Source organism: Rhizobium zaerense, from assembly GCF_051810725.1.
In the GTDB taxonomy this organism is placed as follows: Bacteria; Pseudomonadota; Alphaproteobacteria; order Rhizobiales; family Rhizobiaceae; genus Rhizobium; species Rhizobium leguminosarum_I.
The window spans coordinates 3,101,496-3,127,946 of the sequence record NZ_CM132690.1 but is presented as its reverse complement, the minus strand read 5'-3'; the positions used below and the strand labels follow the sequence as shown (position 1 = coordinate 3,127,946).

At 59.5% G+C, this 26,451-nt stretch carries 23 protein-coding genes, 1 tRNA gene and 2 pseudogenes; 10 read left to right on the top strand and 16 right to left on the bottom strand.

The window, feature by feature from the left end; all coding sequences use genetic code 11:
- Positions 1–8: 8 nt before the first annotated feature.
- Genes ACS4RR_RS15140 through ACS4RR_RS15130 form a run of 3 tightly spaced genes read left to right on the top strand, consistent with a single transcriptional unit; the run spans position 9 to position 3,453 of the window.
- Positions 9–1,679, top strand: coding sequence for a nitrite/sulfite reductase (locus tag ACS4RR_RS15140; RefSeq protein WP_222383903.1), 1,671 nt, complete (start codon positions 9–11; stop codon positions 1,677–1,679).
- Between the two features lie 10 nt (positions 1,680–1,689).
- Positions 1,690–2,202: a DUF934 domain-containing protein gene (locus ACS4RR_RS15135; RefSeq protein ID WP_222383904.1), complete on the top strand. Its 513-nt coding sequence runs from the start codon at positions 1,690–1,692 to the stop codon at positions 2,200–2,202.
- Between the two features lie 39 nt (positions 2,203–2,241).
- A complete protein-coding gene (locus tag ACS4RR_RS15130; RefSeq protein WP_456188976.1) occupies positions 2,242–3,453 on the top strand; it encodes a UbiH/UbiF family hydroxylase in 1,212 nt (403 codons plus the stop codon).
- On the opposite strand, the pseudogene ACS4RR_RS15125 reads toward ACS4RR_RS15130, so the two are convergent.
- The 8 genes and pseudogenes from ACS4RR_RS15125 to ACS4RR_RS15090 all read right to left on the bottom strand — a co-directional run.
- Positions 3,421–3,579: pseudogene (locus ACS4RR_RS15125) on the bottom strand (AEC family transporter); the annotation flags it as partial. The gene ACS4RR_RS15130 and the pseudogene ACS4RR_RS15125 overlap by 33 nt on opposite strands.
- A 239-nt stretch (positions 3,580–3,818) precedes the next feature.
- Positions 3,819–4,754, bottom strand: a complete 936-nt coding sequence (locus tag ACS4RR_RS15120; RefSeq protein ID WP_260298667.1) for an MBL fold metallo-hydrolase — start codon at positions 4,752–4,754, stop codon at positions 3,819–3,821.
- A gap of 208 nt (positions 4,755–4,962) precedes the next feature.
- The gene (locus ACS4RR_RS15115; RefSeq protein ID WP_017964191.1) at positions 4,963–5,451 is read right to left on the bottom strand and encodes a hypothetical protein; all 489 of its coding nucleotides are present in this window, start codon (positions 5,449–5,451) and stop codon (positions 4,963–4,965) included.
- Positions 5,452–5,747: 296 nt separating this feature from the next.
- The gene (locus tag ACS4RR_RS15110) at positions 5,748–6,539 is read right to left on the bottom strand and encodes an SDR family NAD(P)-dependent oxidoreductase (RefSeq protein ID WP_017964192.1); all 792 of its coding nucleotides are present in this window, start codon (positions 6,537–6,539) and stop codon (positions 5,748–5,750) included.
- A 378-nt stretch (positions 6,540–6,917) separates the two neighbouring features.
- Positions 6,918–8,447: an aldehyde dehydrogenase (NADP(+)) gene (locus ACS4RR_RS15105; protein WP_017964194.1), complete on the bottom strand. Its 1,530-nt coding sequence runs from the start codon at positions 8,445–8,447 to the stop codon at positions 6,918–6,920.
- A 472-nt stretch (positions 8,448–8,919) separates the two neighbouring features.
- Positions 8,920–9,957 (bottom strand): LLM class flavin-dependent oxidoreductase, encoded by a 1,038-nt coding sequence (locus tag ACS4RR_RS15100; protein WP_456188975.1) that lies wholly within the window; start codon positions 9,955–9,957, stop codon positions 8,920–8,922.
- Between the two features lie 218 nt (positions 9,958–10,175).
- Positions 10,176–10,356, bottom strand: a pseudogene (locus tag ACS4RR_RS15095) (alpha/beta fold hydrolase); the annotation flags it as partial.
- 115 nt (positions 10,357–10,471) lie between these two features.
- Positions 10,472–11,221 carry a cytochrome c biogenesis CcdA family protein gene (locus ACS4RR_RS15090; RefSeq protein WP_162118667.1) on the bottom strand — a complete coding sequence of 250 codons (750 nt, stop codon included), beginning with the start codon at positions 11,219–11,221 and terminating at the stop codon, positions 10,472–10,474.
- 231 nt (positions 11,222–11,452) lie between these two features.
- On the opposite strand from ACS4RR_RS15090, the gene ACS4RR_RS15085 reads away from it, so the two are divergent.
- A tRNA-Lys gene (locus ACS4RR_RS15085) sits at positions 11,453–11,528 on the top strand.
- Between the two features lie 216 nt (positions 11,529–11,744).
- On the opposite strand, the gene ACS4RR_RS15080 is transcribed toward ACS4RR_RS15085, so the two are convergent.
- Both ACS4RR_RS15080 and ACS4RR_RS15075 read right to left on the bottom strand, forming a co-directional pair.
- A complete protein-coding gene (locus ACS4RR_RS15080; RefSeq protein ID WP_456188974.1) occupies positions 11,745–12,560 on the bottom strand; it encodes an oxidoreductase in 816 nt (271 codons plus the stop codon).
- Between the two features lie 222 nt (positions 12,561–12,782).
- On the bottom strand, positions 12,783–13,376 hold the full coding sequence (locus ACS4RR_RS15075) for a TetR/AcrR family transcriptional regulator (protein ID WP_017964199.1): 594 nt from the start codon (positions 13,374–13,376) through the stop codon (positions 12,783–12,785).
- 99 nt (positions 13,377–13,475) lie between these two features.
- On the opposite strand from ACS4RR_RS15075, the gene ACS4RR_RS15070 reads away from it, so the two are divergent.
- The 3 genes from ACS4RR_RS15070 to ACS4RR_RS15060 are packed head-to-tail and all read left to right on the top strand — an operon-like array spanning position 13,476 to position 18,441.
- Entirely contained in the window at positions 13,476–14,591 is a 1,116-nt protein-coding gene (locus ACS4RR_RS15070) for an efflux RND transporter periplasmic adaptor subunit (RefSeq protein WP_017964200.1), read from the top strand.
- On the top strand, positions 14,591–17,701 hold the full coding sequence (locus ACS4RR_RS15065) for an efflux RND transporter permease subunit (protein WP_456188973.1): 3,111 nt from the start codon (positions 14,591–14,593) through the stop codon (positions 17,699–17,701). Before ACS4RR_RS15070 ends, ACS4RR_RS15065 begins: the two co-directional genes overlap by 1 nt.
- Before the next feature lie 8 nt (positions 17,702–17,709).
- The gene (locus ACS4RR_RS15060; protein WP_456188972.1) at positions 17,710–18,441 is read left to right on the top strand and encodes a TetR/AcrR family transcriptional regulator; all 732 of its coding nucleotides are present in this window, start codon (positions 17,710–17,712) and stop codon (positions 18,439–18,441) included.
- A 285-nt stretch (positions 18,442–18,726) separates the two neighbouring features.
- Here the strand turns inward: ACS4RR_RS15060 and ACS4RR_RS15055 are convergent, their stop codons facing one another.
- Positions 18,727–18,927 (bottom strand): hypothetical protein, encoded by a 201-nt coding sequence (locus ACS4RR_RS15055; protein ID WP_017964203.1) that lies wholly within the window; start codon positions 18,925–18,927, stop codon positions 18,727–18,729.
- A gap of 91 nt (positions 18,928–19,018) precedes the next feature.
- A complete protein-coding gene (locus ACS4RR_RS15050; protein ID WP_085991555.1) occupies positions 19,019–19,255 on the bottom strand; it encodes a hypothetical protein in 237 nt (78 codons plus the stop codon).
- 103 nt (positions 19,256–19,358) lie between these two features.
- Here ACS4RR_RS15050 and ACS4RR_RS15045 point away from each other — a divergent pair, with 103 nt between their 5' ends.
- A complete protein-coding gene (locus tag ACS4RR_RS15045) occupies positions 19,359–19,586 on the top strand; it encodes a hypothetical protein (protein WP_017964205.1) in 228 nt (75 codons plus the stop codon).
- Between the two features lie 416 nt (positions 19,587–20,002).
- Here the strand turns inward: ACS4RR_RS15045 and ACS4RR_RS15040 are convergent, their stop codons facing one another.
- Both ACS4RR_RS15040 and ACS4RR_RS15035 read right to left on the bottom strand, forming a co-directional pair.
- Entirely contained in the window at positions 20,003–20,221 is a 219-nt protein-coding gene (locus tag ACS4RR_RS15040; protein WP_017964206.1) for a hypothetical protein, read from the bottom strand.
- Positions 20,222–20,245: 24 nt separating this feature from the next.
- Complete coding sequence (locus ACS4RR_RS15035) at positions 20,246–22,177, bottom strand: membrane protein (protein ID WP_020486083.1); 1,932 nt, start codon at positions 22,175–22,177, stop codon at positions 20,246–20,248.
- Between the two features lie 685 nt (positions 22,178–22,862).
- On the opposite strand from ACS4RR_RS15035, the gene ACS4RR_RS15030 reads away from it, so the two are divergent.
- Complete coding sequence (locus tag ACS4RR_RS15030) at positions 22,863–23,066, top strand: CsbD family protein (RefSeq protein WP_026154138.1); 204 nt, start codon at positions 22,863–22,865, stop codon at positions 23,064–23,066.
- A gap of 74 nt (positions 23,067–23,140) precedes the next feature.
- On the opposite strand, the gene ACS4RR_RS15025 is transcribed toward ACS4RR_RS15030, so the two are convergent.
- Positions 23,141–23,368 (bottom strand): hypothetical protein, encoded by a 228-nt coding sequence (locus ACS4RR_RS15025; RefSeq protein WP_017964209.1) that lies wholly within the window; start codon positions 23,366–23,368, stop codon positions 23,141–23,143.
- A 658-nt stretch (positions 23,369–24,026) separates the two neighbouring features.
- Between ACS4RR_RS15025 and ACS4RR_RS15020 the strand changes: the two genes are divergently transcribed.
- Positions 24,027–25,520 carry an FAD-dependent monooxygenase gene (locus ACS4RR_RS15020; RefSeq protein WP_456188971.1) on the top strand — a complete coding sequence of 498 codons (1,494 nt, stop codon included), beginning with the start codon at positions 24,027–24,029 and terminating at the stop codon, positions 25,518–25,520.
- 18 nt (positions 25,521–25,538) lie between these two features.
- Here the strand turns inward: ACS4RR_RS15020 and ACS4RR_RS15015 are convergent, their stop codons facing one another.
- A complete protein-coding gene (locus ACS4RR_RS15015; RefSeq protein WP_456188970.1) occupies positions 25,539–26,276 on the bottom strand; it encodes a hypothetical protein in 738 nt (245 codons plus the stop codon).
- Positions 26,277–26,451: the final 175 nt, after the last annotated feature.

The window sequence follows — 26,451 nt, the reverse complement described above, 5'->3', positions numbered from 1 at the left end:
GGAAGACGATGTACCGTTACGACGAATTTGACCATGCCTTTGTTACCGAGCGCGTCGAGCAGTTTCGCGATCAGGTTCAGCGCCGCCTTTCCGGCGAGCTCGCCGAGGACGCGTTCAAGCCGCTGCGCCTGATGAACGGCGTCTACCTGCAGCTCCACGCCTACATGCTGCGCATTGCCATTCCCTATGGCACGCTGAGCGCCCGCCAGCTACGTATGCTCGCTCATATCGCTCGCACCTATGACCGCGGCTATGGCCACTTCACCACGCGCCAGAACCTGCAGTTCAACTGGCCGAAACTGTCCGACATTCCTGATGCGCTGGCCGACCTCGCGAGCGTCGAAATGCATGCCCTGCAGACCTCGGGCAATTGCATCAGAAACGTCACGGCCGATCACTTCGCCGGTGCCGCCGCCGATGAGATCGCCGATCCGCGTCCTTACGCCGAAATCCTGCGCCAGTGGTCGTCGGTACACCCGGAATTTTCCTTCCTGCCGCGCAAGTTCAAGATCGCCGTCACCGGCGCCGAGCGCGACCGCGCGGCAATCCAGGTCCATGATATCGGCCTGCACGTGAAGAAGAACGACAAGGGCGAAATCGGCTTTGCCGTCTATGTCGGCGGCGGCCAGGGCCGTACGCCGATGATCGCCAAGCTGATCCGCGACTTCCTGCCCGAGGAAGACCTGCTCTCCTACACCACGGCCATCGTGCGCGTGTACAATCTGCACGGCCGCCGCGACAACAAATACAAGGCCCGCATCAAGATCCTCGTGCACGAAACCGGCACCGAGGAGCTGACGCGCCAGGTGGAAACCGAATTCGCCGCGCTGAAGGATACCGAGCTCAGGCTGCCGGAAAAGGACGTCCAGGCGATCGCTGCCTATTTCGCGCCGCCGGATCTGCCCGAACGCGCCGAAGGCTGGGAAAACCTTGCCCGCTGGAAGAAAGCTGATTCCGGTTTTTCCCGCTGGGTCCAGCAGAACGTGCAGCCGCACAAGAACCCCGATTACGGCATGGTGACGATCTCGCTGAAGCCGATCGGCGGCATTCCGGGCGACGCCTCGGATGCGCAGATGGATGCGATCGCCGATCTTGCCGAGGAATATGCCTTCGACGAAATCCGCGTCAGCCATGAGCAGAACCTGATCCTGCCGCATGTGGCGCTTGCCGATCTCGAAGCCGTCTATCGCGGCCTCGTCGCCATAAATCTGGCGGAAGCCAATGCCGGCCTGATCACCGATATCATTGCCTGTCCCGGGTTGGACTACTGCGCGCTCGCCAATGCGCGCTCGATTCCGCTGGCGCAGGAAATCTCCCGGCGTTTCGGCAATGCCGAACGCCAGGCAGAGATCGGCGAGCTGAAGATCAAGATCTCCGGCTGCATCAATGCCTGCGGCCATCACCATGTCGGCCATATCGGCTTGCTCGGTGTGGAAAAGAAGGGTGCCGAACTCTACCAGATCACGCTCGGCGGCTCCGGCGACGAACATACCTCGATCGGCGAGATCATCGGCCGCGGCTTCGAGCCGGACCGGGTGACGGACGCAATCGAGACGATCGTCGACACCTATCTCGGCCTGCGCCTCGATCAGTCCGAGAACTTCCTCGCCGCCTATCGCCGTGTCGGACCTCAGCCGTTCAAGACTGCGCTCTACGGCTCGGCCGCCGAAGCGGCATAAGGAGGGGATGATGACGAAGATCTGGAAAGAAACCGGTTTTGTCGAAAACGATCCCTGGGTGATTGAAACCGAGGAGGTCAAGGCGACCGGGGAGCAGAAGCCGCTGCTCGGCCTCGACGAATTGATCGCCAAGGCCGACCAAAGCAACGATGTCGGCTTCGGCGTGCTGATCAAGCCGGCCGACGATGTGCGCCGGCTGGCGCCCTATCTCGATCGCCTGGAAATCGTCGCCGTCGCCTTTCCCGCTTTCAACGACGGCCGCGCCTTCAGCCATGCTTCGCTGCTGCGCCAGCGGCTCGGCTACACCAATGAACTGCGCGCCGTCGGCGATGTACTGATCGACCAGGTTCCGCTTATGCTGCGCGTCGGCATCGACAGCTTTTCCGTCAGCAACGCCACGGCGCTGAAGCGGCTGAGCGAAAACCGTCTTCCCGCCATTCCCCATCATTATCAGCCGGCGGTGCGTGACGCCGAAGCCGGCAAGGGCTATAGTTGGCGCCGACAGGCGAAGCCGGCCGCATAAGCGGTCGCTCCGTCCTTATTACTATGGCGGAACGATAGCATGAAGACATTCGAAGTGGCTGTGATCGGTGGCGGTCTCACCGGCATGATCGCCGCAATCGCGCTGGCGCGCGGCGGTCGCAACGTCGCGTTGGTAGCGCCTCTCGCTCCGAAAGAAGACCGGCGCACCACGGCGCTGATGGATCAGTCGATCCGCTTCCTCGACCGCCTGGCGCTCTGGGAAAAGCTCCGCCCCGCAGCCGCCCCTCTCTCCAGCATGCGCATAGTCGACGGCACGGACAGGCTGCTGCGCGCGCCTACCACCACCTTCCGCGCGGCCGATGTCGGCCTGGATGCCTTTGGCTACAATTTCCCTAATAGGGCGCTGATCGATATCCTCGAAGAGGCCGCTGCCGGCGAGGGCAATATCACCCGCTTCACCGATATGGCCGAATCGATCGACATATCAGCCGAAGTGGTCTCGATCACACTTGCCGGCGGCGAGATGCTGTCGTCCGATTTTGCCGTCGGCGCCGATGGCCGCGGCTCGAAGCTGCGCGAAACATCAGGCATTACCGTGCGCAACTGGTCCTATCCGCAATCGGCCATGGTGCTGAATTTCGCCCATTCGCTGCCGCACCAGAACATCTCGACCGAGTTCCACACCAAACACGGTCCCTTCACCCAGGTGCCGCTGCCGGGAAGCCGCTCCAGCCTCGTCTGGGTGCAGGATCCCGCTGAGGCGACGAGCCGGATGGAATTGCCGCTTGCCGAGCTCGGCGCTCTTGTCGAGGCACGCATGCAGTCCATGCTCGGTAAGGTAAGCGTCGAGGAGGGTGTCCAGGTCTGGCCGCTCTCCGGCATGATGGCGCATCGTTTCGGCAAGGGGCGCGTCGCGCTGATCGGCGAGGCCGCCCATGTCTTCCCGCCGATCGGCGCGCAGGGGCTGAACCTCAGCCTGCGCGATATCATGGCGCTTGCCGATATCCTTTGCGACAGGGCGGAATTGCCGGTGTCGGCCGATGCCGGCGAAAGCTTCGACCGCAGGCGCCGCGCCGACATCATGACGCGCACGGCCAGTGTCGATCTTCTCAACCGCTCGCTGCTCTCGGATTTCCTGCCCGTGCAGATGCTGCGCGCTACCGGCCTGCATATCCTCTCGGCGATACCGCCGCTGCGCAACATCGTCATGCGCGAGGGCATCGAGCCCGGCCGCGGTTTCCGCGATATTCCGGATGCGCTACGGGAAAAGCTGAAGCGGAAGAAGGCCTGATCGGATCACGATCAGCCAGAGCGGAACCGTCACCACCGAAAGCAGCATCGTGATCAGGATCGTCGCTGAGGCGCGCTCCTGCCAGACGCCGTATTGCTGGCCGATGACGAAGACATTAGTCGCTGACGATTTCGGCCAAGAGATCTTCCAGGAAGCGAGAATGATCGGTGGGTCAGGATCTGACTTAAGCAATTCCAGCAAAAGTGTGTCGCGGTTTTGCGTCCGGAATTGCGCAGAAACAAGAGCAATTCCAGCAAAAGTGTGTAGCGGTTTTTGCGTTCGGAATTGCTCAAAAAACAAACCAGTAGAGCGTGGACTCATTCACGCGATGAGTACCCGCTCCAAGATCCCAACCCGACAATCGATCAGTAGTCCCAGAAGGCCGCTACCCAGCGAAAGGCGTCGCCGTCGACAGCTACCCGGCCGACGGACGGGAACGGCAGGTGAGTGGCCACCAGCTGCTCGCCGGTCTCCGCCAGTTCCCGCAGTAGACGGACCCGAACGCGCGCCGCCTCCTCGGGGTCGTGTTCGAAGCCGTTGAACCAGTCGGGGTGTTCGAACCCGACCGCGAACACGGCGTCACCGGCAAACATCAGCCGGTCGCCGCCGGACGCTACGCGGATCACGCTGTGCCCGGGGGTGTGGCCGCCGGTGCGATGGACGACCACGCCCGGCGCGACCTCATACTCATCATCGAACAGCCTGAAATGGCTGCGATACTCTTTGGCGAACCGCTCGGCGGTCGCCCGAAGCGCGTCCGGGAAGCCCGGCGGCATGGAGACACGGGAAAAATCAGGCGCCTCCCAGAACTTGACCTCGGCCGCCGCCACGTGGATCCGCAGGTCCGGACGCAACTGGTCCTTCACCCCATCGACCAGCAGCCCGCCAATGTGGTCCATGTGCATGTGGGTCAGGACCACATCGGTCACCGACGCAAGATCGATACCGGCGGCTTCCAGCCGCTTGATCAGCTGCCCGGCCCGCGGCAGGTGCAGGTCCGGGTCGATCCCCAGCCCGGCGTCGAGGAGTATGGTCTGGTCGCCGCTGCGCACCACGACCACGTTCAGCGCCCAGTCGAAAGCGTCCGGCGGCAGGAACATCTCTTTCAGCCAGGCCGCTCGGACGGACGGATCGGCGTTGTGTCCCAGCATCGCGGTTGGGAGCGGTAGCACTCCATCGCTGACCACCAGCACCTCGATCTCGCCGACCTGCACCGCGTAGCGCGACGGAACCAATTCGTCGAGCCGAGGTCTGCCGGGGTGTACGGTGTTTTCCAGGCTCATCTTTGTCTCAAGGTTCATGTTCGTCTCCTTCTGACCGCCGCCTTAAACACGGCACGGACGACGCTACAGGGAGCTGAGTTTGCGATCGATTGGTCGAGGGATAAGGACGAGTGGGGCCGAGGGACAGGACAAGCCATACCAGGGCATAGGTGCAGGCCTCGCTTTGTGCTGCCGGCGGCGTGCTGATGGGGCGGCGTCGATCAGATCGGCGAATGCGGCAAGCCTGCTACCGCCATTTCTCGATGAGAAATCCCGATGGTCCTTGAACGGGATCGGTGTGGGGTAGGGGAACTGACGAGATTTTCGTCAGCGTCTCACTTGAAGCAGCCGAAGTCTGAATGTCGGCATGCTGTCCCTTAGGATAAGCGCCGATAACCTGGAAGTCCGACGTGCAACCGAGATTTCGGTGCCCTGTCCCGGCTGGAAGCACCAGACAGTCTCCGGCCGCAACCGCGATTGCTTGACCGCCGGGACCACCAATCAGCAGCGTGGCGCTACCACGTGCAATTCCCAGCACTTCATGGGCACCGGAATGGTAGTGCTGGTAATCGAAGACACCGTTTGTCCAGATGCCTGTCCAACCGTTTGCCGCGAAGCGACGCTCGAAATCGATCGGTCCGCCGTCGGCAAACAGCCCTCTGTAAAGCAATACAGGAAGATGCGGGTTGTTTGGGACCCAGTCGCTCGGCCCGAAAATGATCGTCTCGGTGTTCATGCTGAATTCCCAAGCTAGTCGTCGATTGCCTCGACGCGTCGGCCATCGAGCCGTCGACGTTGTTCGCCCAAGTCTTTCGCCGCGTTCTACATTGAACTCATCTGCGCTGATGTTCTTGAAGCTAAACCTTGGCGGTCGCCAACGGTTCCTTGACGTGCCGTGTTTTCGATAAGCGACTGGTCTGCGAAAGGGTGAGAATTGGACGGCTTTGGAAAGGCCGCCCAATGCCCGCCACCGCAGCGCATCGCGGAGACAACTTCCGGCGAGACGGTGCAGTGGACGGTCGGTGGCGTCCGTCAGAGCGTGTCGATCAGGCCTCCGTCCACGCGCATCGAAGCCCCAGTCGTTGCGGACGCCAAAGGGGAGGCCAGATAGGTGACGAGATTGGCAATTTCCTCGACGCTCGCGGCGCGTTGGATGATCGAACCGGCGCGGTACTTCTTGACGAAGTCCGCCGCCACCTCCTCGATCGGTTTCCCCGTCTTCGCACGTTCCTCTGCGAGCATCGCCTCGACACCCTCGGACAGCGTGGGGCCGGGAAGGACGGAGTTCACGGTGACGCCGGTGCCAGCCATGCGCTTGGCAAGGCCGCGGGCAACCGCGATGTCTGCGGTCTTGCTGACACCGTAGTGGATCATCTCGACCGGTATGTTAAAGCCGGATTCCGACGCGATGAAGATGACGCGGCCCCAGTCGAGCTTCTGCATGCCCGGAAGATATGCGCGCGAAAGCCTGACGGCGGACATGACGTTCACCTGCCAGTGGCGGTCCCATACCTCGTCGTTCGCATCGAAGAAGTCTAGCGGCTGGAAGATGCCCGCGTTGTTGATGAGGATGTCGACGTGGGGAACTTGGGCGACAAGAGCGTCACATCCGCCAGCGGTTGCGAGATCCGCTGCCGCCGCGGCCACGCTTCCCTTGGCGCCTTCGCCTTTCAGGCGGTCGGCGGCCTTCGCGGTCTTTTCCTTGGACCGGCCGTTGACAACCACGTCCGCACCCGCCCTCGCGAGCTGGCGGGCGATTGCGTATCCAATGCCTTCAGTGGATCCGGTAACCAGAGCGGTCTTGCCTGTGAGGTCGATCTGCATCTTCTGCTCCTGTGAGGTTGGATGAGAGAACGTATGAACTGGCGACCGATCGCGCAACAGCCTATGATGCGGATAATCCTTCCCCTTCCATTGGGGCGGCCGCGGGGCCTAGAACCGAAGTAGCTCTCGCCAGGTTTATCGAAGTCGCCGATCCGGCCCGCCTGGAAGACAATGATCGCACCTTCTTCACTACGGCGGGCTTTTTTGGCGCTTCACGACGAGAATGCCAGCCAACCCCTGGTCACAAACACCGCGCAGATCATCGCGGGTGGTGGCGGGCAAAAAGCTACGATGGTCGCCAGAACAGCGGTATTCTGACCTGCGTCGTGGATGCGTCGATCGCATCCACGACGTTCTGTTGCCCGAGGCTAAACGCGCTTAGAATGGTTTGAGCGGCTCGGGAAGCAGATCTATCGGAAAGTCCTGATAGGAGACCGGGCGTAGGAAGCGATAGATCGCCAAGGTCCCGACCGAGGTCGATCGTCCGTCCGATGTGGCTGGATAGGGTCCGCCATGGACCATCGCCGGGGATACCTCGACCCCCGTTCCGAAGCCGTTGACGAGAAGTCGGCCGGCCAGAAGCTCCAACTGCGAGATCATCGGCGAGGCGGCCCCGAAATCTCCGGCGTCCACGTGCAGGGCGATGGTCAACTGACCTTCCAGGGATCCCACAACCCTTCGCAACTCCTCATCGTCACGGCAGCGGACGATCAGTCCTGAGGCGCCGAAAACCTCTTCTTGAAATTCCGGATTCGCGAGGAACGCAGCCGCGGTCGTCTCAAAGAGCGCCGCCGCGGCCTGATGGGGCGTCCCCTCCTTCCCAACGGCCACTTGCGAAACGGAAGACGATGACGACAGCCTTGCGACGCCATTGCGATATGCATCACAGATGCCACCAGTGAGCATTGTTTGAGCCTGCGATTCCGAAAGCGCTGCGGCGGCACTCCCGATGAAGGCATCGAGGCCCGCACCCTCGACGGCGATGATCAGGCCAGGATTGGTGCAGAACTGGCCAGCGCCGAGGATCAGAGAGGAGACGAACGATTTTCCGATCTCCGCTCCTCTGCTGCGAAGTGCATTGGGATAGAGGATGACAGGGTTGATGCTGCTCATTTCGGCGTAGACAGGTATCGGCTGCTTCCGCTCCGAGGCAATCTTCATCAGCGCGGTGCCGCCACGGCGCGAGCCCGTGAAGCCGACGGCGCGTATGCGGTGGTCGGCGACCAGGGTCTGGCCGACCTCGAATCCCGAGTCGAACAAAAGCCCAAACGTCCCCGGCGGGAGGCCGCATGCTGCGACCGCGTCCGCGACGGCTCTGCCGACCAGCTCGGACGTGCCGGGATGGGCGGAGTGCGCCTTGACGACAACCGGGCAGCCGGCGGCGAGGGCGGAGGCGGTGTCACCGCCAGCCACAGAGAAAGCGAGGGGAAAATTCGATGCCCCGAACACCGCGACAGGGCCGAGAGCAACGTTTCGCAGCCGAAGGTCCGGCTTTGCAACTGGCCTGCGCTCCGTATCAGCCGGATCGAAGCGAAGTTCCTGAAACCTTCCGTCGCGAACCTCCTTGGCGAACAGGCGAAGCTGCCCGACGGTCCTGGCGCGCTCTCCTTCGATGCGGCCGCGTGGCAGGCCAGTCTCGTCAACCGCTCGCAGGACGAGATCGTCGCCGATTGCGTCGATGCCTTCGGCGATCGCTTCCAGGAACCGAGCTCGATCGTCGAGCGACGTCTCCTTGTAGATCGGGAAGGCGTCCCACGCCAAACTCGTGGCCGCTTCCACCTGCTCCTTCGTCGCGCCGGCAAAGCGCGGTTCCATCGGGTTGCCGTTGGCGGGATTGATTGCGGAGAATGCCGCGGCCGCGCCGCGCACGTTTGCGCCGCCGATAATCAGGTCGCCGGAGAGTGTCATCGTGGGTCCTTTCAAAATGAGAAGCCATGGCCGCCCTCGCATGCTGAATGGAGGCTTTGCGTAACCGTGGGAGTATGGCTGTCGAACTCACATAGGCATGCATGGCCGGTATGCCAAGCCTTCGCTCATCAAAAGTATTACTTTTTAAGTCGTGCTAGTTCGGCGCGCGCATTTGCGACCGCGGAATGCTGATGATCCTTGATCACGGTTTTGAGCACGCTCCTGCCTGCCTCCGTTTAGGCGGGTAGCCCTTGTTCGCCTTGCGGCGCGCGCTCCCTTCGGTTTCCGATTGATGCGTTGGCTCGGCTCGTGCGCGAGCTCGGGCCCATCTCGGAAGGCGTTCCTGCATTTCCAACTCGCTCCTATCAGAGCGAGGGCGGAGGCGGCTTCGCGCGACGATTTCACGAACCTGTGGCCGGGACGGGCCGTGAAATTCGCTTCGAGGACCGGCGAGGAAACGCTGACTCGTGAGCTAGCCGAGACGGTGTCCGCGAATGATCGGTGCGACATCGGTGCCAAGGAGTTCGATCGACCGGCGCATTGCCTCGGTCTCCAAGGCGGCGGTGCTCATCTGGAAGGTGAAGCGAGAAACTCCACCCAATGTCCTGTTAACGTGCTCAATCTTCGCCGCAACTGTCTGCGGGCTGCCAACCAGAAACGCCCCGTTCGGGCCGCACATGAAGTCGAATTGCGCCTGCGTTGGCGGTGGCCAGCCCCGTTCCCGTCCAGCGTCCGTGAACATCTGGAACCAGCCGGGGAAGAACGCTTCCCTGGCCGCTTTGTCAGTCTCCCCGACAAAGCCGAGAGCGTGCACGCCGACCCTCTGCTCCTCTCTGGGATGGCCCGCGGCAAGCCATGCACGTCGATAGAGTTCGACCAACGGCAGAAAACGCTCGAAACTGCCGCCGATGATCGCGACCATCAAAGGCAAGCCAAGCGTTCCGGCGCGGATGAAGGATTCAGGCGTCCCGCCGACACCCAGCCAGATTGGCAAGGTTGGCTGGTGCGGACGGGGAAAGACACCCTGGCCGCCGATGGGCGGTCGAAAGCGCCCTTGCCACTCGATCCTGGGCTTTTCCCTGATCTTGAGCAACAGGTCCAGCTTCTCCGCGAAGAGGGCATCGTAGTCCCGAAGGTCGAATCCGAACAGGGGATAGGCCTCAACGGACGAGCCGCGGCCAACTACGATTTCCGCTCGTCCGCGCGATATCAGATCCAATGTGGCGAATTCCTGAAAGAGCCGCACGGGGTCGGCGGCGCTGAGGACAGCGACAGCGCTTGTCAGCCTGATCGACTTCGTGCGCGCCGTAGCGGCCGCAAGGATCACGGCTGGCGCTGAATCAAGCGCGTTCTCTCGATGATGTTCGCCCATGCCAAAGACATCGAGGCCGACTTGATCGGCCAGCTCGACCTCTGCAAGTACGCTCTCCATGCGATCGATGGCTGACTGCAGTCGTCCCGTAGCGGGGTCGTTCAGCAGCATCGCAAAACTATCGATACCGATTTCCAACGAAGGATCCTTTCGAGGCACTGTTGCCACCCAACCACGGTGGTCGCTGTTTCGGCGCTTCCAGCTTCTCATGACTCGCCCCGGATGGAGCGGACACGTCTATCTGGCAGACGCGCCTTCCGCTTCATCACACGATGACAGGCGTCCTACTACCCGTCATTTTCTGATGAATACTATCCAAATATCCGATAGGGGCGTTCGCTTGCCCTCCGTCAGTCCGAGCCGATGAGATAATCGTAGACGGAGACCAAGCCCTTGCATCGTTCCGGCCAGAGCGCGGCGACAATGTCAGCGGTCCGCGCGCCGGTCGAAAGCCGCGACAGTGGTTTGCTCGATGTTCAGAGAGTCCATCAGTTTGATGGCATCGACTGCCAGCGCCGATTGTTGGCCGTTGCGCATCTACCGCTGGCGGCATGCTGATGAGCGGATGATCGAGCAATCGATCAGATGCAGCGCATGCGACGAGCCGCTGCCATCGCCTCGAAAATCTGCGACCGGTAGCTGGGTGGGGAATCTAGCCGATCTGCATCAGGATCGGAAAGGTCTGCTGGAACCAGATCGCCACATTGCTGACCCATCCGAACAGGAAGGCGAGGCCGGTCAGCACGAGGAAGAGACCCATCACCTTTTCAACCGTGCCGAGATGGCGGCGGAAGCGCGACAGGAAGCGCATGAAGGCGCCGGAAAAGCCGGCGGCGATCCAGAAGGGGATGGCAAGGCCAAGCGAATAGACGGCGAGCAGTTCGGCGCCGGAGCCGACCGTCTCGCGCGAGGCGGCAACGCCGAGGATGGCGCCGAGCACGGGACCTATGCAGGGCGTCCAGCCGAAGGCGAAGGCAAGCCCCATGACATAGGCGCCCGTCAGCGTCCCCGGCTTGCCGCCGTCCTGGAAGCGAGCCTCGCGGGTCAGCAGTCCGATTCGGAAGAGGCCGAGGAAATTCAGCCCCATGACGATGATGATCAGCCCGCCGATCTTCGACAGGAGGTCGAGATGCTGGCGAAGCGCCATGCCGATGCTGGAAGCACCGGCGCCGAGCGCCACAAAGACGGTGGCAAAGCCGAGCGTGAAGAAGAGGGCAGAGAGGAAGACGCCGCGCCTGATACCGGGCGCGACCGCAATCGCACCGCCGCCGCGGAACTGCTCGACTGAGATTCCGGCCATATAGCAGAGATAGGGCGGGACGAGGGGAAGCACGCAGGGCGACAGAAACGAAAGCGCTCCGGCAATCAGCGCGCTCCACAGGGAAATATCGGCAATCGACACGCATTCTCTCCGGCTGCAATTTGCGTGATGTTCCTAGCTTTGCAGGCAAGCGATTGCCAATCACCTTTTTGCGCGCGCAGGAAATCTGTCTTTGCACGCGAGACATCTGTCTTGCGCTTGGCAAGAAAGGTGCCGACCGCTGGAAAAAGGCAAATTTTTCGGTTGACCGCAATGAGTCGCCTGCCTATGTTCCGCCCACTTCCAGCCGGGGTGGTCACACCCGCGGAGAGGGAGAGCGTAGCTCAGCTGGTAGAGCAACTGACTTTTAATCAGTAGGTCTCGGGTTCGAACCCCGACGCTCTCACCAACTGTCATCCGGGAGGCAGGCGTAGGTTTGTAGGCACCCGCGCGACGGATACTTGAAGAAGTTCACTGGACAGACGTTGCCCTTGCCCCGCCGATGGCGCCGCGGCAAGCGTTCGCGCCAACGGGGCGGCATGTTTCCTGCGTCGATGCTGCCATTGTCATCTTCTGAAATGCGCCCAGACGCCTGTTCATCAAGCGGAACAGGATGTCGTCGGTTTCAGACCGGCAGCCCGAGTTGTTTTCGGAGGCTCTTGTCGAATGCAAATGCAGGGACGAAACGGCGCAGAAAACTGACCTGGCGTGCCATTTTTCCGGCCGCATAACGCCTTTTTGGAGCGGGGTCAGTCGCAGCGGCAATAATTGCCTTTGCCACCACGTCGGGCGCGTCGCCTATTTTCATTGCTTTCTGCACGACTACATTCATGCCAGCGCGCGCAGAGTTATCTATATCGAGCACCTGATCCGGCTTGGCGAGATTGTCTTCGAACGACGTCCGGGTGTAGGCTGGCTCGACCAGCGAAACGCGAATGCCGAAGGCGCGCAATTCGTGATCGAGTGATTCGGAATAACCCTCGATGGCATGTTTGGTCGACGAGTAGAGCGCGAAATAGGGAGCGGGGATGAACCCCTGTACCGAGCTCAAATTCACGATTCTGCCCTTCCCTTGGCGTCGCATTACCGGCAACACCGCATTGGTCACACGGAAAACGCCGAAGACGTTCACGTCGAACAACGACTTGGCCTGGGCCATTGAGGACTCCTCCGCGCCACCAAGCAGCCCCACGCCAGCATTATTGACAAGAAGATCGATGCGGCCGGCCTCTGCGAGCACGTAGTCAACCAGTTTCGCCACCGACGCGTCGTCGGTCACGTCGCATGTCAGCATGGATACACCGTCGCTCCTTTGGGTTGCGGGGCGGCGGCTGGTTCCGAACACGCGAAAGCCCGCGTTCTGCAGGGCTGCGGCCGTTGCATACCCGATGCCGGTGGATGCCCCAGTCACCAAGGCTACGCCAAGATTGTTCTCGTTCATGGAAATCACTTCTTTCTGTGTGATGAACTGCTGCTTGTAAAACTCGGGTAGGCTGTCTGCGACTGACGTGCAAAAGGGAGGTATCCGTCTCAGGCAGTCGACGGATACCGCTTTGGCCTGTTCTCTAAACTTGCGGCTTATGCAGGAGCCTTAGGACACACTCACCTTGCCGGGCGGGAGCTAAACTTCGGCACTTTTCGGCGCCAGCTCATTGAACCCGGCTTAGCCTTCAGCGACATCGTCGCCGCGCGCAATGCGCCTGACTTCGCCAGCCGCTGCGTTAAGGATGCCTCGTGAAAGGTCCTCGTCTTCCATGATCCGCGACAGCGTAACGGCGCCCACCATGAGAGACAGTATGGCCATCGCCCCGCCGCTGGGACTAGAGCTCGTGTCGCTGGCCATCAGTTCATCCAGAACCTCGAAGTGAGCCCGGATCCCGTCTTCAAATGGGCGCCTGACCTCTTTGCTCTGGCGAGCCGCGTCCGATCCCAGCGCCACAAGTGGGCAGCCTTCTGACTTTTCACCTCTGTGGTCCGATGAAAGATAGAACGCCATGACTGCCTCAAGGGGATCGGAGCTGTTTGCCGCCGCTGCAGACCATCTCCGTGTGGCGCTTTCCATCGCACGCCGCGATGCTAGTGCGGCAAGGTCGTCCTTCGACGCGAACTGCTTGTAGAAACCGCCCTGGGTCAGGCCGGCCCCTTTCATCAGATCTTTTAGCCCAATTCCATCGAAGCCATGTTCTCGGAACAGACGGCTTGCGACGTTGATCACAGTTTCGCGATTCTCTTCAGCCTGTGCCCGGCTCACTCTCATATCGACCTCCGGTTAGATTTTGTTTGACATCTATAACAAAAATAGATTTAGATCGCAATCTAAATTATCCGTGTCGTCCGTCAAGAAGAGAAACTCAAAATGAAACGCAAACTTGTCCTGACTTTCGTAGGTCTCGTGGCAGCGGCCGGCGCAGCCGGGGCCTTTTTCGTGGTTTTTGAACCCAGCAAGCAGGAAGCGGTGGCCGCTGATCCAAGAACAGCGTCACCGCTCGTAAGAGTGGTGGAGGCAACGACCACCGGTGCGGCTGAGCGCTCTTTCACAGGCACTGTCGCTTCCCGGGTGCAAAGCAACCTTGGTTTTCGTGTTCCCGGCAAAATCGTCGAGCGGATGGTCGACGTCGGGCAGCAGGTGAGGCAAGGCCAGGCGCTGATGCGCATTGACGAGACCGATCTCCAACTCGCGCTGACAGCAAAGCGTAATACCGTTACCGCAGCACGTGCTGTCTTGGTTCAGGCGCAAGCAGACGAAAAGCGCTATGCGGCGTTGGTAAAAAATGGCTTGGCAGCTACTCCGCAGCGTTATGAACAGGCAAAAGCAGCACTCGACACAGCCTCTGCTCAGCTTGCTGCGGCAGAAGCCGACGCCAAGGTGGCCGAAAATGGGACTGCATACACGCTTCTTGTTGCCGACGCTGATGGAACCATAACCCAGACCCTTGGAGATCCGGGACAAGTCGTGGCAGCGGGCCAGACGGTCGTCCAACTGGCGCAGGCGGGCCCGCGCGAGGCTGTTATCTGGCTTCCGGAGACCCTGCGGCCCAAGATTGGCTCCGAAGCGCAGACCAGCGTCTATGCAGGCGGAAGTTTAAGCGGAAAGGCCAAACTTCGGCAGATCTCGGATTCCGCCGATCCGCAAACCCGTACCTACGAGGCGCGTTATGTTCTCGAAGGCGATGCGGCTTCCGCCCCGCTTGGCTCGACAGTGACGATTGGAATTCTCGATGCTGACCGCCAGTCGGAGGTTGCTATACCAGTGGGCGCAATTCTGGATGACGGTAGTCGCACTGGAGTGTGGGTCGTCAACGGCACAACATCAACGGTGAAGTTCACTCCGGTCAAAGTTCAGCAGATTGGCGAGGAGATGGCATTCGTCACGGGAATTGGAACTGGAGAGCAAGTTGTCGCGCTGGGCGCGCATCTCCTCGCCGACGGCGCGGTCATCAGGATTGCCTCGCAGCAAGAGGTAAAAAAGTAATGAACTTCAATCTGTCAGCCATCGCCGTTCGCGAACGTGCCATCACCCTGTTCTTTATTGTGCTGCTGGCCGCCGCTGGCGCCTACGCCTTCGTCAAGCTGGGGCGCGCCGAAGATCCGTCTTTTACAATCAAGACCCTAACTGTTACTTCGGTCTGGCCAGGTGCCACTGCCCGTGAAATGCAGGACCTTGTCGCCGAGCCGCTTGAAAAGCGCATTCAGGAACTCACATGGTACGACCGCGTCGAGACGACAACCCGACCGGGCTACGCTTTCCTGACGGTCACCCTCAAGGATAACACCCCGGCAAGTGCCGTGGCAGAAGAATTCTATCAGGCGCGCAAGAAGCTTAGTGACGAAGCCCGCAATCTCCCTCCGGGCGTCATCGGGCCATTTGTCAACGATGAATACTCCGATGTGAGTTTCGGTCTCTATGCATTGAAGGCAAAGGGACTGCCAATGCGCGATCTCGTGCGGCAGGCAGAGGTCATCCGGCAGGACCTGCTGCATGTTCCTGGTATCAAGAAAATCAACATCGTCGGGGAACGTCCCGAACAGATTTTCGTCGAGTTCTCCTACGCGAAGCTCGCGACACTCGGCATATCGGCGCAAGATATCGCTGCTGCTTTGCAGCGACAGAACACGGTCACACCCGCCGGCTCGATCGACACCAGGGGGCCACAGGTATTCATCCGGTTCGACGGAGCTTACAACAGTGTGCAGGCCGTTGCCGACACGCCGATCGTGGCCGCTGGCCGTACTTTGAAACTCTCCGATATCGCGGATGTACGGCGCGGTTATCAAGATCCTGCCACCTACCTTATCCGCCATGAAGGCGAGCCGACAATTATGTTGGGTGCCGTAATGCAGGCGGGATGGAACGGACTCGATCTCGGAAAAGCGCTTGAGGCTCGATCCGCCACGATCGCGGAGACACTGCCGCTGGGGATGACGCTCACCAAGGTCAGCGATCAGGCTGTCAACATCGAGGAGGCCGTCGGCGAGTTCATGCTCAAGTTCGCCATGGCGCTTGGCGTCGTGCTGTTCGTAAGTCTAGTCGCACTCGGCTGGCGCGTTGGCATTGTCGTCGCGCTTGCCGTGCCGCTCACACTTGCCGTGGTCTTTCTCATCATGCTGGAAACCGGGCGCTTCTTCGACCGCATCACGCTCGGCGCTTTGATCCTTGCGCTGGGCCTTCTTGTGGACGATGCCATCATCGCCATTGAGGTGATGGTCGTGAAGATGGAAGAGGGCATGGACCGCATCAAGGCGGCCGCCTATGCCTGGAGCCATACTGCGGCGCCAATGCTGTCGGGCACGCTGGTGACGATCATCGGGCTGATGCCCGTGGGGTTCGCAAAATCAACGGCCGGCGAGTATGCCGGTAACATCTTCTGGGTCGTCGGTTTTGCCCTGACCGTATCCTGGATCGTGGCTGTTACCTTCACGCCCTACCTTGGCGTCAAGATGCTGCCGAACATCAAGCCGGTCGAGGGCGGTCATCACGCCATCTACGACACGCCGAACTACCGTCGTCTGCGTTCCGGCATCGAGTTCGCTGTCCGCCATAAGTTCATGGTCTGCGCCGTGGTAGGCATCACCATGGCCGTTTCGGTTGTTGGGATGGGCGGCGTGAAGCAGCAATTCTTCCCGACATCGGATCGCCCGGAGGTCCTGGTTGAAGTGCGCATGCCCGAGGGCACCAGCATCGAGGCGACGACATCCGCGGTGAAGAAGGTTGAAGACTGGCTACAGACCCAGCCGGAGACCAATATCGTCACAAGTTACGTAGGGCAGGGCGCACCCCGGTTCTTCTTTGCTATGGCACCGGAATTGCCGGATCCCGCCTTCGCCAAGGTCGTCGTTCTCACGCCCGACGCCCATGCGCGCGAAGAACTGAAACACCGCCTTCGTGCCGCTATTTCGGAGGGTCTTGTTCCCGAAGCTTCTGTGCGCGTCACTCAACTCGTGTTTGGTCCGTACACGCCGTTCCCGGTCGAGTTCCGGATCATGGGGCCTGATCAGGATGAACTCTATAAGATTTCCGAGCAGGCTCTGGCGATCATGAAGACCGTTCCCGATGTCCGCCAAGCCAACCGTGACTGGGGCAACCGAACACCTGTTCTGCGATTTGTCCCCGACCAGGAGAGGCTCAATCTGATTGGTCTTTCTCCATCGGAGGCTGCCCAGCAGCTGCAGATGCTGCTCACGGGCATCCCTGTCACGCAGGTGCGCGACAACATCCGCAACGTGCCTGTCGTTGCTCGAAGTGCTGGCGAAAACCGCCTCGACCCGTCACGACTTGCCGACTTTTCGCTGATGAGCCGGGATGGCCGCCAGGTTCCCCTCGATCAGATCGGGCATTCCGAGATCAGGTTCGAAGAGCCGATCTTGAAGCGTCGTGACCGGACCCCGGTCATCACTATAAGGTCTGATATCAACGAGGCGACGCAGCCACCGGAGGTGTCGCAACAGGTAATGAAGGCCCTCCAGCCGCTGATCGCATCGCTTCCCGTTGGATACCGTATCGAGATGGGCGGCAACATCGAGGAGTCATTGAAAGCCAATGTTGCGCTTGCGCAGGTTTTCCCGCTGATGATTGCTGCCATGTTGATCATCATCATCCTGCAGGTTCGCAGTCTCTCGACAATGACAATGGTGATGCTGACCGCACCGCTTGGTCTTGCCGGGGTGGTTCCGACCTTGCTGCTGTTCAATCAACCCTTCGGTTTCAACGCCATCCTCGGCTTGATCGGGCTCGCAGGCATACTGATGCGAAACACGCTTATCCTGACAGAGCAGATCAAGGAGAACCAGGCGGCAGGGCTCGACGACTACCATGCCGTGATCGAAGCGACCGTCCAGCGAACAAGACCTGTTATCCTGACTGCACTCGCGGCGATCCTGGCATTCATACCTCTAACCCACTCAGTGTTCTGGGGGTCGATGGCCTATACCCTGATCGGCGGAACGGCGGCAGGCACCGTGATGATCCTGCTCTTCCTTCCGGCCCTCTATGCTGTGTGGTTTCGGATCAAACCACCCAAAGCAGTTGAGAAAGAGGAAGCGGCCGAACATCAGGCGCGGCCGATAGCGCTGGCGGCAGAATAGGGGCGTCCGTGCCACGTATCGTGATCCCACAGGGCCGCTCGGGCACTGAAGTCGAAATGTGGCGCGAGCGTATCCTCGATGTGGCGGAAGAGCATTTTCGCCGCATCGGTTACCAGAAGACATCTGTCGCAGATATCGCATCTTGCCTCGGGATGAGCAGTGCCAACATCTACCGGTTCTTCCCGTCGAGGGCAGCGATCAACAAGTCGATCTGCGGCCGGTTCATCGAGAAAGCTGCTCGGTTGGCGGATGCAGTCGCCCGGCAAGAGGCGCCGGCTCACGAGAAGCTCGAAAGTCTTTTCAAGCTGCTCCATGAGGAGAGAAGAAAGAACTTCGTTGAAGAGAAGCCGGTCCATGACTTGATCGTCGCTGCAACGGTGGAGAGCTGGCCAGTTATTAGCGCCCATAGCGCTCGTCTTGTGGCGATCATCGAAAATATTATCGAAGAAGGGGCAGACGCCGGCAATTTTAATGTCATCGATGCAGCCATAGCTGCCCGAAGTGCGATGAATGCGTTCGTGCCTTTTTACCACCCGGTCCTCGTCGAGGAGCGGGTTCGAAACGCCGGGAATGCTGAAGAGGGCCTTGGTGAACAGATCTCGTTTATCCTGCAAGCACTTGGTGGGAATGACGAAAGTCGCTGCTCGCGCGACCAACAAAGGCGACCTACATGCGCAGCATCGCACGAGGGAATACGTCGCTCAGGCGATGTGCCTGGTGGGACTGCACACCTCGTTTGAAGCAATCGCCAATGGCGAACGCATCACCTTGAATACACCTGCCACTGGCGATATCGAGCACCCCACGACCAAGCCGAGGCATCCGCGGTCAAGTCGAGAGTATGAACCGAACCATCAAGGCCTCACCCCTACGAGTTCATTTGCAAAGCACGGGCTTCACAACTCCAGCGCTTCACCTTCGATCCGCGCCATCAAATGCCGGGACACTAAACATCTAGGAAATTTTTTGGGGTTCGAACCCCGACGCTTCCACCTTTTCTAGTCATCAAGATAGTTGCCGCAATCTCAGATTAACAGTCGTAGCAACGCGCCCTCGTCCTTCACCCCATGCTGGTACGAATGGATCACCCGCCGAGCCAGATCTTCGCGCTCGGTATCCGTTGTGATTTGTCGCACCGAGCTGATGTGGTCAAATACTCTCTGGCAGAGGGCTATTTCTTCGTCGCTCAACACGGTTTGTGCGTCGGCTATCTGGGATCGGATCATGATCGCTCTCACTTCTTTCGGAACGATAATGGGATGGAACATCTCCTTTTAAAGGGCATGAAGGGAGACACAAGCTCGTGAGGTCTCATCTCTATTTTCCGGATAGGTCTTTGTTCCCATCCGACAACCAGTGTTCGTTCGGGCCGCTCCACACATATGCAGAAGCCGGCTTTCTCCAGGCATTCCAGATCACTTCGTACCCTATCATCTCAAGCGAGAGTAACGCGCCAAGGCCTTCTTCATCCGACAGGCTCCGCAGAGAAACGTTAAGCGGGTCCAGGCCGTGGGTATTTTTGACGTGGGCAGCGGCCTTGCGTCTTTGCCGCAGCAATTGAGCTTCCCTCTGTCCTATACCGCACATTGAAGTCTCCGGAAGTTGGCATAAAATCAGTTCGTTGTTACGTGTCACGTCAGCATCTGGGAGGATTGCGATGTTTCAAGGTATGCACGGCTCCAAGTCGGCGCTGGGTCCAGAAGACCTCGCAATGATCGAGGACATCTATGACGAATGGTGCGCCGCACGCTGCTGCCCCAAGGATAGCCTAAGTGCGATCAAAGCAGCTCAAGAGTTGATCTCCATGTTCGAACATGGAGTACGATCAAAAGATGATCTCCGCATTATGGTCGGCACCATAGGTACCCATTTGCTCAAACACTGAAGTGGAGGAGGCTGAAAGGCATCTCAGGGGAAGACCAGTGAAGGATCGATGATCAGTCACACCAGTTGTCCCGCTGCTTCGGAAGGCCCTCGGAAGAGATTGAAGCCGCCGGCGATCAGCCGCTGGCGAGCGCTTGCGAGCATGGCCTGGAATGTCGTTTACGTGCGTCGGTGCAGGATAACGCGACGCTTGATGAAGTCGGCTAAGACACAGGAACCAACTTCCACGTGGCAATGCCTGAACAAAAACCCGGTGAAAGCCGGGTTTTTGTTGTCGAAGAAACTAAGGCGCTTCCAGCCACCTCGGGTGCTCCTGGTACGGCCAAGCGCCGTCGGATGCCATGAATATCGACCACTTGAAGCCTCGTTCCAGCGTGCTGCCGCCCTCCAGCCTCACGCCGCTAAGGTTATCGGCGTTCAGCCATCATAATGGCCCGAAAGTGCTGCCTCCGCAGATTTGACAACCACGGCGATATTCACGCCCTTCGTCAAGGTTGTCCCGGTCGCGCGAAGATCGGTCACCACTTTCAGGCCGCCTGATTTGGGCTCCGGGAGCGGCACGACGGTGCCGTTGTCCAGATCAGCGATCCAGAGTTCGTCTCGGCCGTCAACACTAATAATAACAACTGTAGCCATGGTTTTCCCTCCAACGATTGATGTTTAAAATCCAGCTTTCTTCAGGCCTTCACGATAAAGATCTTTATGCCACTGCTCTTTACTTGGAACAGCAGACAACCACTTGTCCACATCGAAGGCCGGGTTGCCTTCGCGAAACCTCCTGACGAAGACCCGCGCCTTGTCCTGACGGCCCAGCATAGCCCAGCTTGCGGCAGATAGCCTATCCGCGAGACTCGGATCGGCCATCTGCCCGATGTAATCCAGGGACTCTTCAAAAGCTCCGAGGGCGTAGTTCGCTCCCGCGGCGGTCCAAAAATAAGTGTCGGGAGCAAGCGGGTTCAACTCGATTGCCCGCTCGATCTTTCGCAAGGCCATCGCGGGGAGCGAACAATGAACCAAGGTGTCTGCATAGTCGGCAATCACGTCGGCATAGTGTGGAGCAAGGCTCTCGGCCACTTCCATTGCCTCGGCGCTTTCGTCAAATGCCCCCTGTAACAGTTTGGCGACCCCGAACTCGCGATATCCATCAGCGAAGTCCGGACGCGTTTCGGTGGCCTGCTTTGCCAAAATCTCCGCCGATTGCAAAAGATCGGCATCACCCCTGGCCGTCAACAACCATTCCTTCGAGTAGGTCCGGGCCATCGAACTCAGCGCCGGCGCGAAATCGGGGCTGACGCTGAGTGCGGCTTTCATTTCCTTGCGCGCACGCCGCAGATTCGGAAGCGTCAATCGCGCCAGGTGCCGCCTGCCGACAAGATATCGATGGTAAGCGATCGGGTTCAGATCTTCGCGCAACGTCTCATGGCGCTCGATTTCACTGGACACCGAGAGAGCGATCCGTCGGGCGACAGTTCTCCGATCTTTGACGAGATCCATATGATCAAGGCTGAATCTTTCCGCCCAAACTATTTGATTTTGGTCGAAAAAGATCAGTTGGGCGAACAGGGTGACGTCATCGTCCGTGTTGCTGATCCGGGTATCGAGAATATAATTGACGCGATGCCGTTCAAAGAAGGCTTTCTGCGTCTCCATGTGGTGGCCGATTTGAACCGCCGAATAGGGGGCTATGACCTCCAGGCTGTTGAAGGCGCAAAATCCGATTGTGATATCTTCCACCAAAGATGCGGCTAAAAAACCGGCTTGGGGTCGCGCGGATTGGTTCTTGGGCGGAAGCAGCACCAGGCGGGGAATTGCAATCCGGATATCTTCGGGCTCAACGGGAAGAGCGGCCTCGAGTTTCGGCTTTGCAGGCGCTGATGTCGGACGGAGGGATTTTGCGTCATCGTCACCGGATCTGGCGCGCGCGGCGATTCCTCGCAAAATCGAATTCCGCCGCTGTTCAAAATGGTTCCGAAGGGACGCAACTTCCTCTTCCGCCTGGAATATCTGTATGAGCATTTGCAGTGTATCGGGATCCTTCGGCTCCGTCCGAAAGAGGATAACTGCAGCCTTCCTCAGGAGTTCGGATTCCTTCTGCGACTGCGGCAGTCGGGACGCCGTTCTCAATGTATTACCGAGAAGCTCGATATGGCAAATTTCTCGCTCGGCGAGCCACCGTTGAAACTGACGGCTATGACTGTGAACCGGCCCCAGAAAAGGCTGGTTCATGAGCTTCACGAGATGCTTGAGCCGGGAGAACGGTTCAACCTCTTCCTCTGTCCCGGATAGCAGAATGTCGGAAGACAGAGACTCCCGGTCGAGGGTGACCATGTTGCCCTGGGATGAAAGGATATTTATCCCGAGTTCAATTTGACGGGCCTTCATTCTCGAAATCAACTTACGCAAAGTCGCAAGCGTATCGTCCCTATCGGCGTCGCCCCACAGAAAGCTCACTAATGTTGTTCGATCCGCCGAACCTTGGTCGGTGGTGAGCAAATAGGCGAGAAGCAGCAGGCCCTTCTCCGGAAACGCGACCCCATTCCCGTCCTCGTCAACGAGCTGCAACCTACCGAAGGTCTTCAGAACAAGCGCCATTTTGCCCTTCAAGTCATCACATCTCTGCGTCTGCACGAAAGCGCAGTGTGTGTATTGCGCCAGCAGAAGTCGCACTCGCGGCGGACGTTTTCCCAATGCGCCATGAAATTCAATAGTACCTGGAAAACGTATGCTACGTTTTCCAAGTTAACGGCAGAAACGAATTTCGCAATCGGCTTGGCCAAATTATCTTTAAAGAGAATTCCATATAAGATGATGATTATAGATGCACTCACTGGCACCGCGATGGCTGGAAAACGCGAATCGGAGGGCTCCTGCGCTGGGCCCCTGGATTGCCCAATGGCGGGTCAAAGCGACAGCCTGAGCCGAGGGACTTTCTTGCCTGCTACGGCTTTCGCCGCCGCGGTCAAAAGATGATCTCCGCATTAGAGTCGGCACGATAGGTCCCATTTGCTCAAACGCCGAAGTGCAACAGGATAAAAGGCGTCGCAGGGCGGCGGCAAGTGAAGGATCTATAATCAGTTAGGCAGTCGTCCCGCTGCTTCGGGAGGCTCTCGGAATAGATTGAGGCCGATGGCGATCAACTGTTGGCGAGCATGGCCTTGGATGTCGTCTACGAGCGTCGATGCAGATAGCGCGATGGTTTATGAAATCGACTATGACACAGGAACCAAATTCCGCTGCGCTCCGTTTTCTCCTCATCAACAGACGGGAGAAATCGACCATGGATTGGAATCGTGTCGAAGGAAACTGGAAGCAGGCGAAGGGCAAGATCAAGGAGCAGTGGGGCAAACTCACTGACGATGATCTCGACCAGATCGCGGGCAAGCGCGAGCAGCTGGAAGGCAAGATCCAGGAGCGGTATGGCCTCCAAAAGGATCGTGTCAGACGCGACATCGATGACTGGACCAGTCGCCAGACTTGGTAGTGCCTGAACAAAAACCCGGTGAAAGCCGGGTTTTTGCTGTGGAAGGAGCTAGTGCCGTCAAGGGTTGTCGGATGTCATGAATATCCGCCAAAAGCCAGAAGAAGTGCGCCGATCGCGATTATGGCCAGCGCTGGCCAGTTTTGCGACACGCCGAGGAATCTGAGGCCCTGGCGTCGTGGTTCCAGCGTGGTGCCGCCTTGCGGCATTTGATGCGGATTACTCGGTCTTCGACCAAGCGCCGACGTAAAGAGAAAAAGAAGTCCGCCGATGATGAGTGCGGCTCCGGTCAGGATTGCCCACATGATGGCCTCCGCTAGCGATGAGCATATTGGTTAAACCAGATCCGGACCTGATCGTTCCGTGAGTGGCTACTCACCTGAACAACCTCCACCTCGGAACCAACAGCGCCCGCATTGAATTTGACCGTTGAGTAATCCTGGAGATCCCCAATGGACGAGACACCAAAGACGGCAATCCGTAGCATGATGTTGTACGTAGCCGCGCTCCTCCTTTTGGGGGTGCTGGCGGGGGCCGTGTACACAATCTATGGCCATCCCGCTGATCCGTCTGAGCGACCAGCGGCCGATACGATTCCGCAAAAAGCTCCGGCTCCGCAGTAAGATACGTCGTTCCGCAATTGATTGATCCCCTTCGAGAGGAACGACCCCGGGTGGGCGCCTGCCAGATCCGGCGCCCACCCGGTCAGGTCGTATTGAAAAGCTCAAGCTCCACAGCAAGAGACCTGCAAGTGGCAAAGAACATGGCTTTAGAGAGCAAGCCAGGAATCCTGTCGCAAGTCCTTCCAACCAGTATGAGGTTTATAATTATAGGTAGAACAACCTGCGACAGAGAAAATCGCCAGCTGCGCAGGACCGATGAGATCGGGGTGGTGCAGTGAGATGAGGTCTCATTAGACCCTGAGAGATCGCATTGGAACAATTGAAATAAGGGAGTCTGCGGATGAGGGAACATGCAGTCGTGGTATCAGGGGCAGGGCCGACGGGCCTGATGCTGGCAGGCGAGCTTGCCTTGGCAGGCGTCGACGTCGCCATTGTCGAGCGCCGACCCAACCAGGAGCTTGCCGGTACGCGTGCCGGCGGTCTGAGTGCGCGCACGCTCGAGGTTCTCGATCAGCGTGGCGTTGTCGACCGGTTCCTTGCGGAAGGGCAGATAGCCCAGGTCACGGGGTTCGCGGTCACACGTCTGGACATCAGCGATTTTCCGACCCGGCACAATTACGGGCTGGCGTTGAGGCAGAAGCATATCGAGCGCATTCTGGCCGGCTGGGTCGGCGAGCTCGAGGTGCCGATCCATCGCGGCCTTGAGGTAACGGGTTTTGCGCAGCACGACACCAGCGTCACCATTGAGCTATCCAATGGCGCTTCGCTCAAGGCACGCTATCTCGTCGGCTGCGATGGGGGCCGCAGTCTAGTTCGCAAGGCTGCCGGCATTGCGTTTGAAGGATGGGATCCGACGACCAGCAACATTCTCGCCGAAGTGGAGATGGAAGAGGAGCCGCCATTGGGCATCCATCGCACGGCCCTTGGCATTTATGCCTTTGGCAGGGAGGAGTATGAAATCCACGACGGCAAGATCATCTTTGCCAAGGAAGGTCCGGTCGGCGTGATGGTGCCGGAGAAGAATGCCGGCGCCAGGACCGAGCCGACCCTCGGGGATCTCAGGGACGCACTTATCGCCGCCTTCGGAACGGATTACGGACTCCATCGCGTCAACTGGATTTCCAGGTTCACCGACATGTCCAGGCAGGCAACGGCCTACCGCAAGGGCCGGGTACTCCTCGCCGGCGATGCCGCCCATGTGCATTCTCCGGTCGGCGGACAAGGCCTGAATACCGGTGTGCAGGATGCCGTCAATCTCGGTTGGAAGTTGGCCCAGGTGGTAAAAGGCACGTCGCCCGAAGCCTTGCTCGACACCTATCACGCCGAGCGGCATCCGGTTGCCGCCCGCCTGTTGCGCACGACGATGGCGCAGGTCGCGTTGCAGCGGACCGACGATCGCACCGAAGCCTTGCGAGACATCGTGACGGAGCTGCTTGGCATGGAGGAACCGCGCAAACGGATCGCGGCCGAAATGTCGGGACTTGGTATCCATTACGACCTCGGTGAGGGGCATCCGCTGCTCGGCCGCCGCATGCCTGACCTTGACCTCACCACACCTGATGGTCCTCTGCGTCTCTTTACGCTGCTCCAAGATGCGCGGCCTGTGTTCTTGAACCTCGACGCGCCCGGCAGCTTCGACATCGCGCCGTGGTCTGACCGCATCAAGCTGGTCGACGCCGGATATGACGGTGCATGGGAGCTGCCTGCGCTGGGTGCGGTCTCCGCGCCCACCGCAGTGTTGATCCGGCCCGATGGATATGTGGCGTGGGCGGGTAACGGGATGCAGGATGGATTGCAAGAGGCTGTGAATAGCTGGTTCGGACCACCCTGCTAAAGGCCGAGAAGCTCCGACCTAGGCGGCGAGCGAGATCGAACCGCAATCCGATATCGTCGCAGGATCCGGCATCGGTTTGCCGCGACGTTCCCACGTCCGGCGGCTGATGCCGAAAGCCTCCCCGGGGCGCGCTGCACTCAAAGAATGGGCGAGATAATCGGCTCTGGAACGCGCGCCGACGGCACGGCGCTGCTCCTCTTTCCGGCTTCGGTCTCGCTGCCGCCGCTTTTCCTTTTGCAATTTTTCTCGCTTCCGCTTCGGCACATCGAAGGCACCGATGGTGCGGATATTGAGGGCGCTCCGTTCTACGTAGCTTAGGTGCAGAGCATGACCGAGAGCGTCGGCGGACAACGGGGAAAAGCGCACCTTTGTCCGCTCGTAGATGACCTCCTCAATGTCGCCTTTCCCAGCCCAGGGAAGCCATCGGGCCGCCCAGCCGAGCACGACGTCGACGAATTCTTCCTTGAATTCGACGAGGGCGAGCCCGGCGATCACCTCGACATAGATCAATGCGTCGTCGGCCTCGGGCACAATGTCTCCGTGACGATGCCTGATCAGTTTTTCGATCTCGCGCATCCGGCCGCGGAAATGGTTCCAACGGCTGGCCCGCATGCGGCGCTGGACGGCCTTGTAACCCAGCAGACAGTCGCCGATCTTGATGGCCGCAACATCCCGCGCCAAGCCCTCCGGCCGATCCGCTTTCTCAGCCCGCTTCTCCGATTGCGTCGCTTCATCTGTGCCAACAAGGCGATCCATCGATTTTCCTTCACGATCTGCCTCGGGAGGCCGAAACGACTAATGATAAAGGAAGGCCGCGGGGGTGATCATCTACTTTTGGCGCTGCTTACACGTCATTCTGTGGATTTTCGAAATGGCGGTTCGTCGCGGGTTGCGCCGGCCGTGTCGGTCAATTTGCCAGGGGTGTCGGGTG

Coding starts and splice junctions, on each gene's coding strand:
- ACS4RR_RS15070 (WP_017964200.1), top strand. CDS start 13,476: ATGAAACGCAAACTTGTCCTGACTTTCGTAGGTCTCGTGGCAGCGGCC.
- ACS4RR_RS15105 (WP_017964194.1), bottom strand. CDS start 8,447: ATGACACTCTCCGGCGACCTGATTATCGGCGGCGCAAACGTGCGCGGC.
- ACS4RR_RS15035 (WP_020486083.1), bottom strand. CDS start 22,177: ATGGCGCTTGTTCTGAAGACCTTCGGTAGGTTGCAGCTCGTTGACGAG.
- ACS4RR_RS15130 (WP_456188976.1), top strand. CDS start 2,242: ATGAAGACATTCGAAGTGGCTGTGATCGGTGGCGGTCTCACCGGCATG.
- ACS4RR_RS15030 (WP_026154138.1), top strand. CDS start 22,863: ATGGATTGGAATCGTGTCGAAGGAAACTGGAAGCAGGCGAAGGGCAAG.
- ACS4RR_RS15080 (WP_456188974.1), bottom strand. CDS start 12,560: ATGAACGAGAACAATCTTGGCGTAGCCTTGGTGACTGGGGCATCCACC.
- ACS4RR_RS15115 (WP_017964191.1), bottom strand. CDS start 5,451: ATGAACACCGAGACGATCATTTTCGGGCCGAGCGACTGGGTCCCAAAC.
- ACS4RR_RS15110 (WP_017964192.1), bottom strand. CDS start 6,539: ATGCAGATCGACCTCACAGGCAAGACCGCTCTGGTTACCGGATCCACT.
- ACS4RR_RS15020 (WP_456188971.1), top strand. CDS start 24,027: ATGAGGGAACATGCAGTCGTGGTATCAGGGGCAGGGCCGACGGGCCTG.
- ACS4RR_RS15140 (WP_222383903.1), top strand. CDS start 9: ATGTACCGTTACGACGAATTTGACCATGCCTTTGTTACCGAGCGCGTC.
- ACS4RR_RS15065 (WP_456188973.1), top strand. CDS start 14,591: ATGAACTTCAATCTGTCAGCCATCGCCGTTCGCGAACGTGCCATCACC.
- ACS4RR_RS15135 (WP_222383904.1), top strand. CDS start 1,690: ATGACGAAGATCTGGAAAGAAACCGGTTTTGTCGAAAACGATCCCTGG.
- ACS4RR_RS15040 (WP_017964206.1), bottom strand. CDS start 20,221: ATGGCTACAGTTGTTATTATTAGTGTTGACGGCCGAGACGAACTCTGG.
- ACS4RR_RS15075 (WP_017964199.1), bottom strand. CDS start 13,376: ATGAGAGTGAGCCGGGCACAGGCTGAAGAGAATCGCGAAACTGTGATC.
- ACS4RR_RS15055 (WP_017964203.1), bottom strand. CDS start 18,927: ATGATCCGATCCCAGATAGCCGACGCACAAACCGTGTTGAGCGACGAA.
- ACS4RR_RS15045 (WP_017964205.1), top strand. CDS start 19,359: ATGTTTCAAGGTATGCACGGCTCCAAGTCGGCGCTGGGTCCAGAAGAC.
- ACS4RR_RS15025 (WP_017964209.1), bottom strand. CDS start 23,368: ATGTGGGCAATCCTGACCGGAGCCGCACTCATCATCGGCGGACTTCTT.
- ACS4RR_RS15015 (WP_456188970.1), bottom strand. CDS start 26,276: ATGGATCGCCTTGTTGGCACAGATGAAGCGACGCAATCGGAGAAGCGG.
- ACS4RR_RS15120 (WP_260298667.1), bottom strand. CDS start 4,754: ATGAACCTTGAGACAAAGATGAGCCTGGAAAACACCGTACACCCCGGC.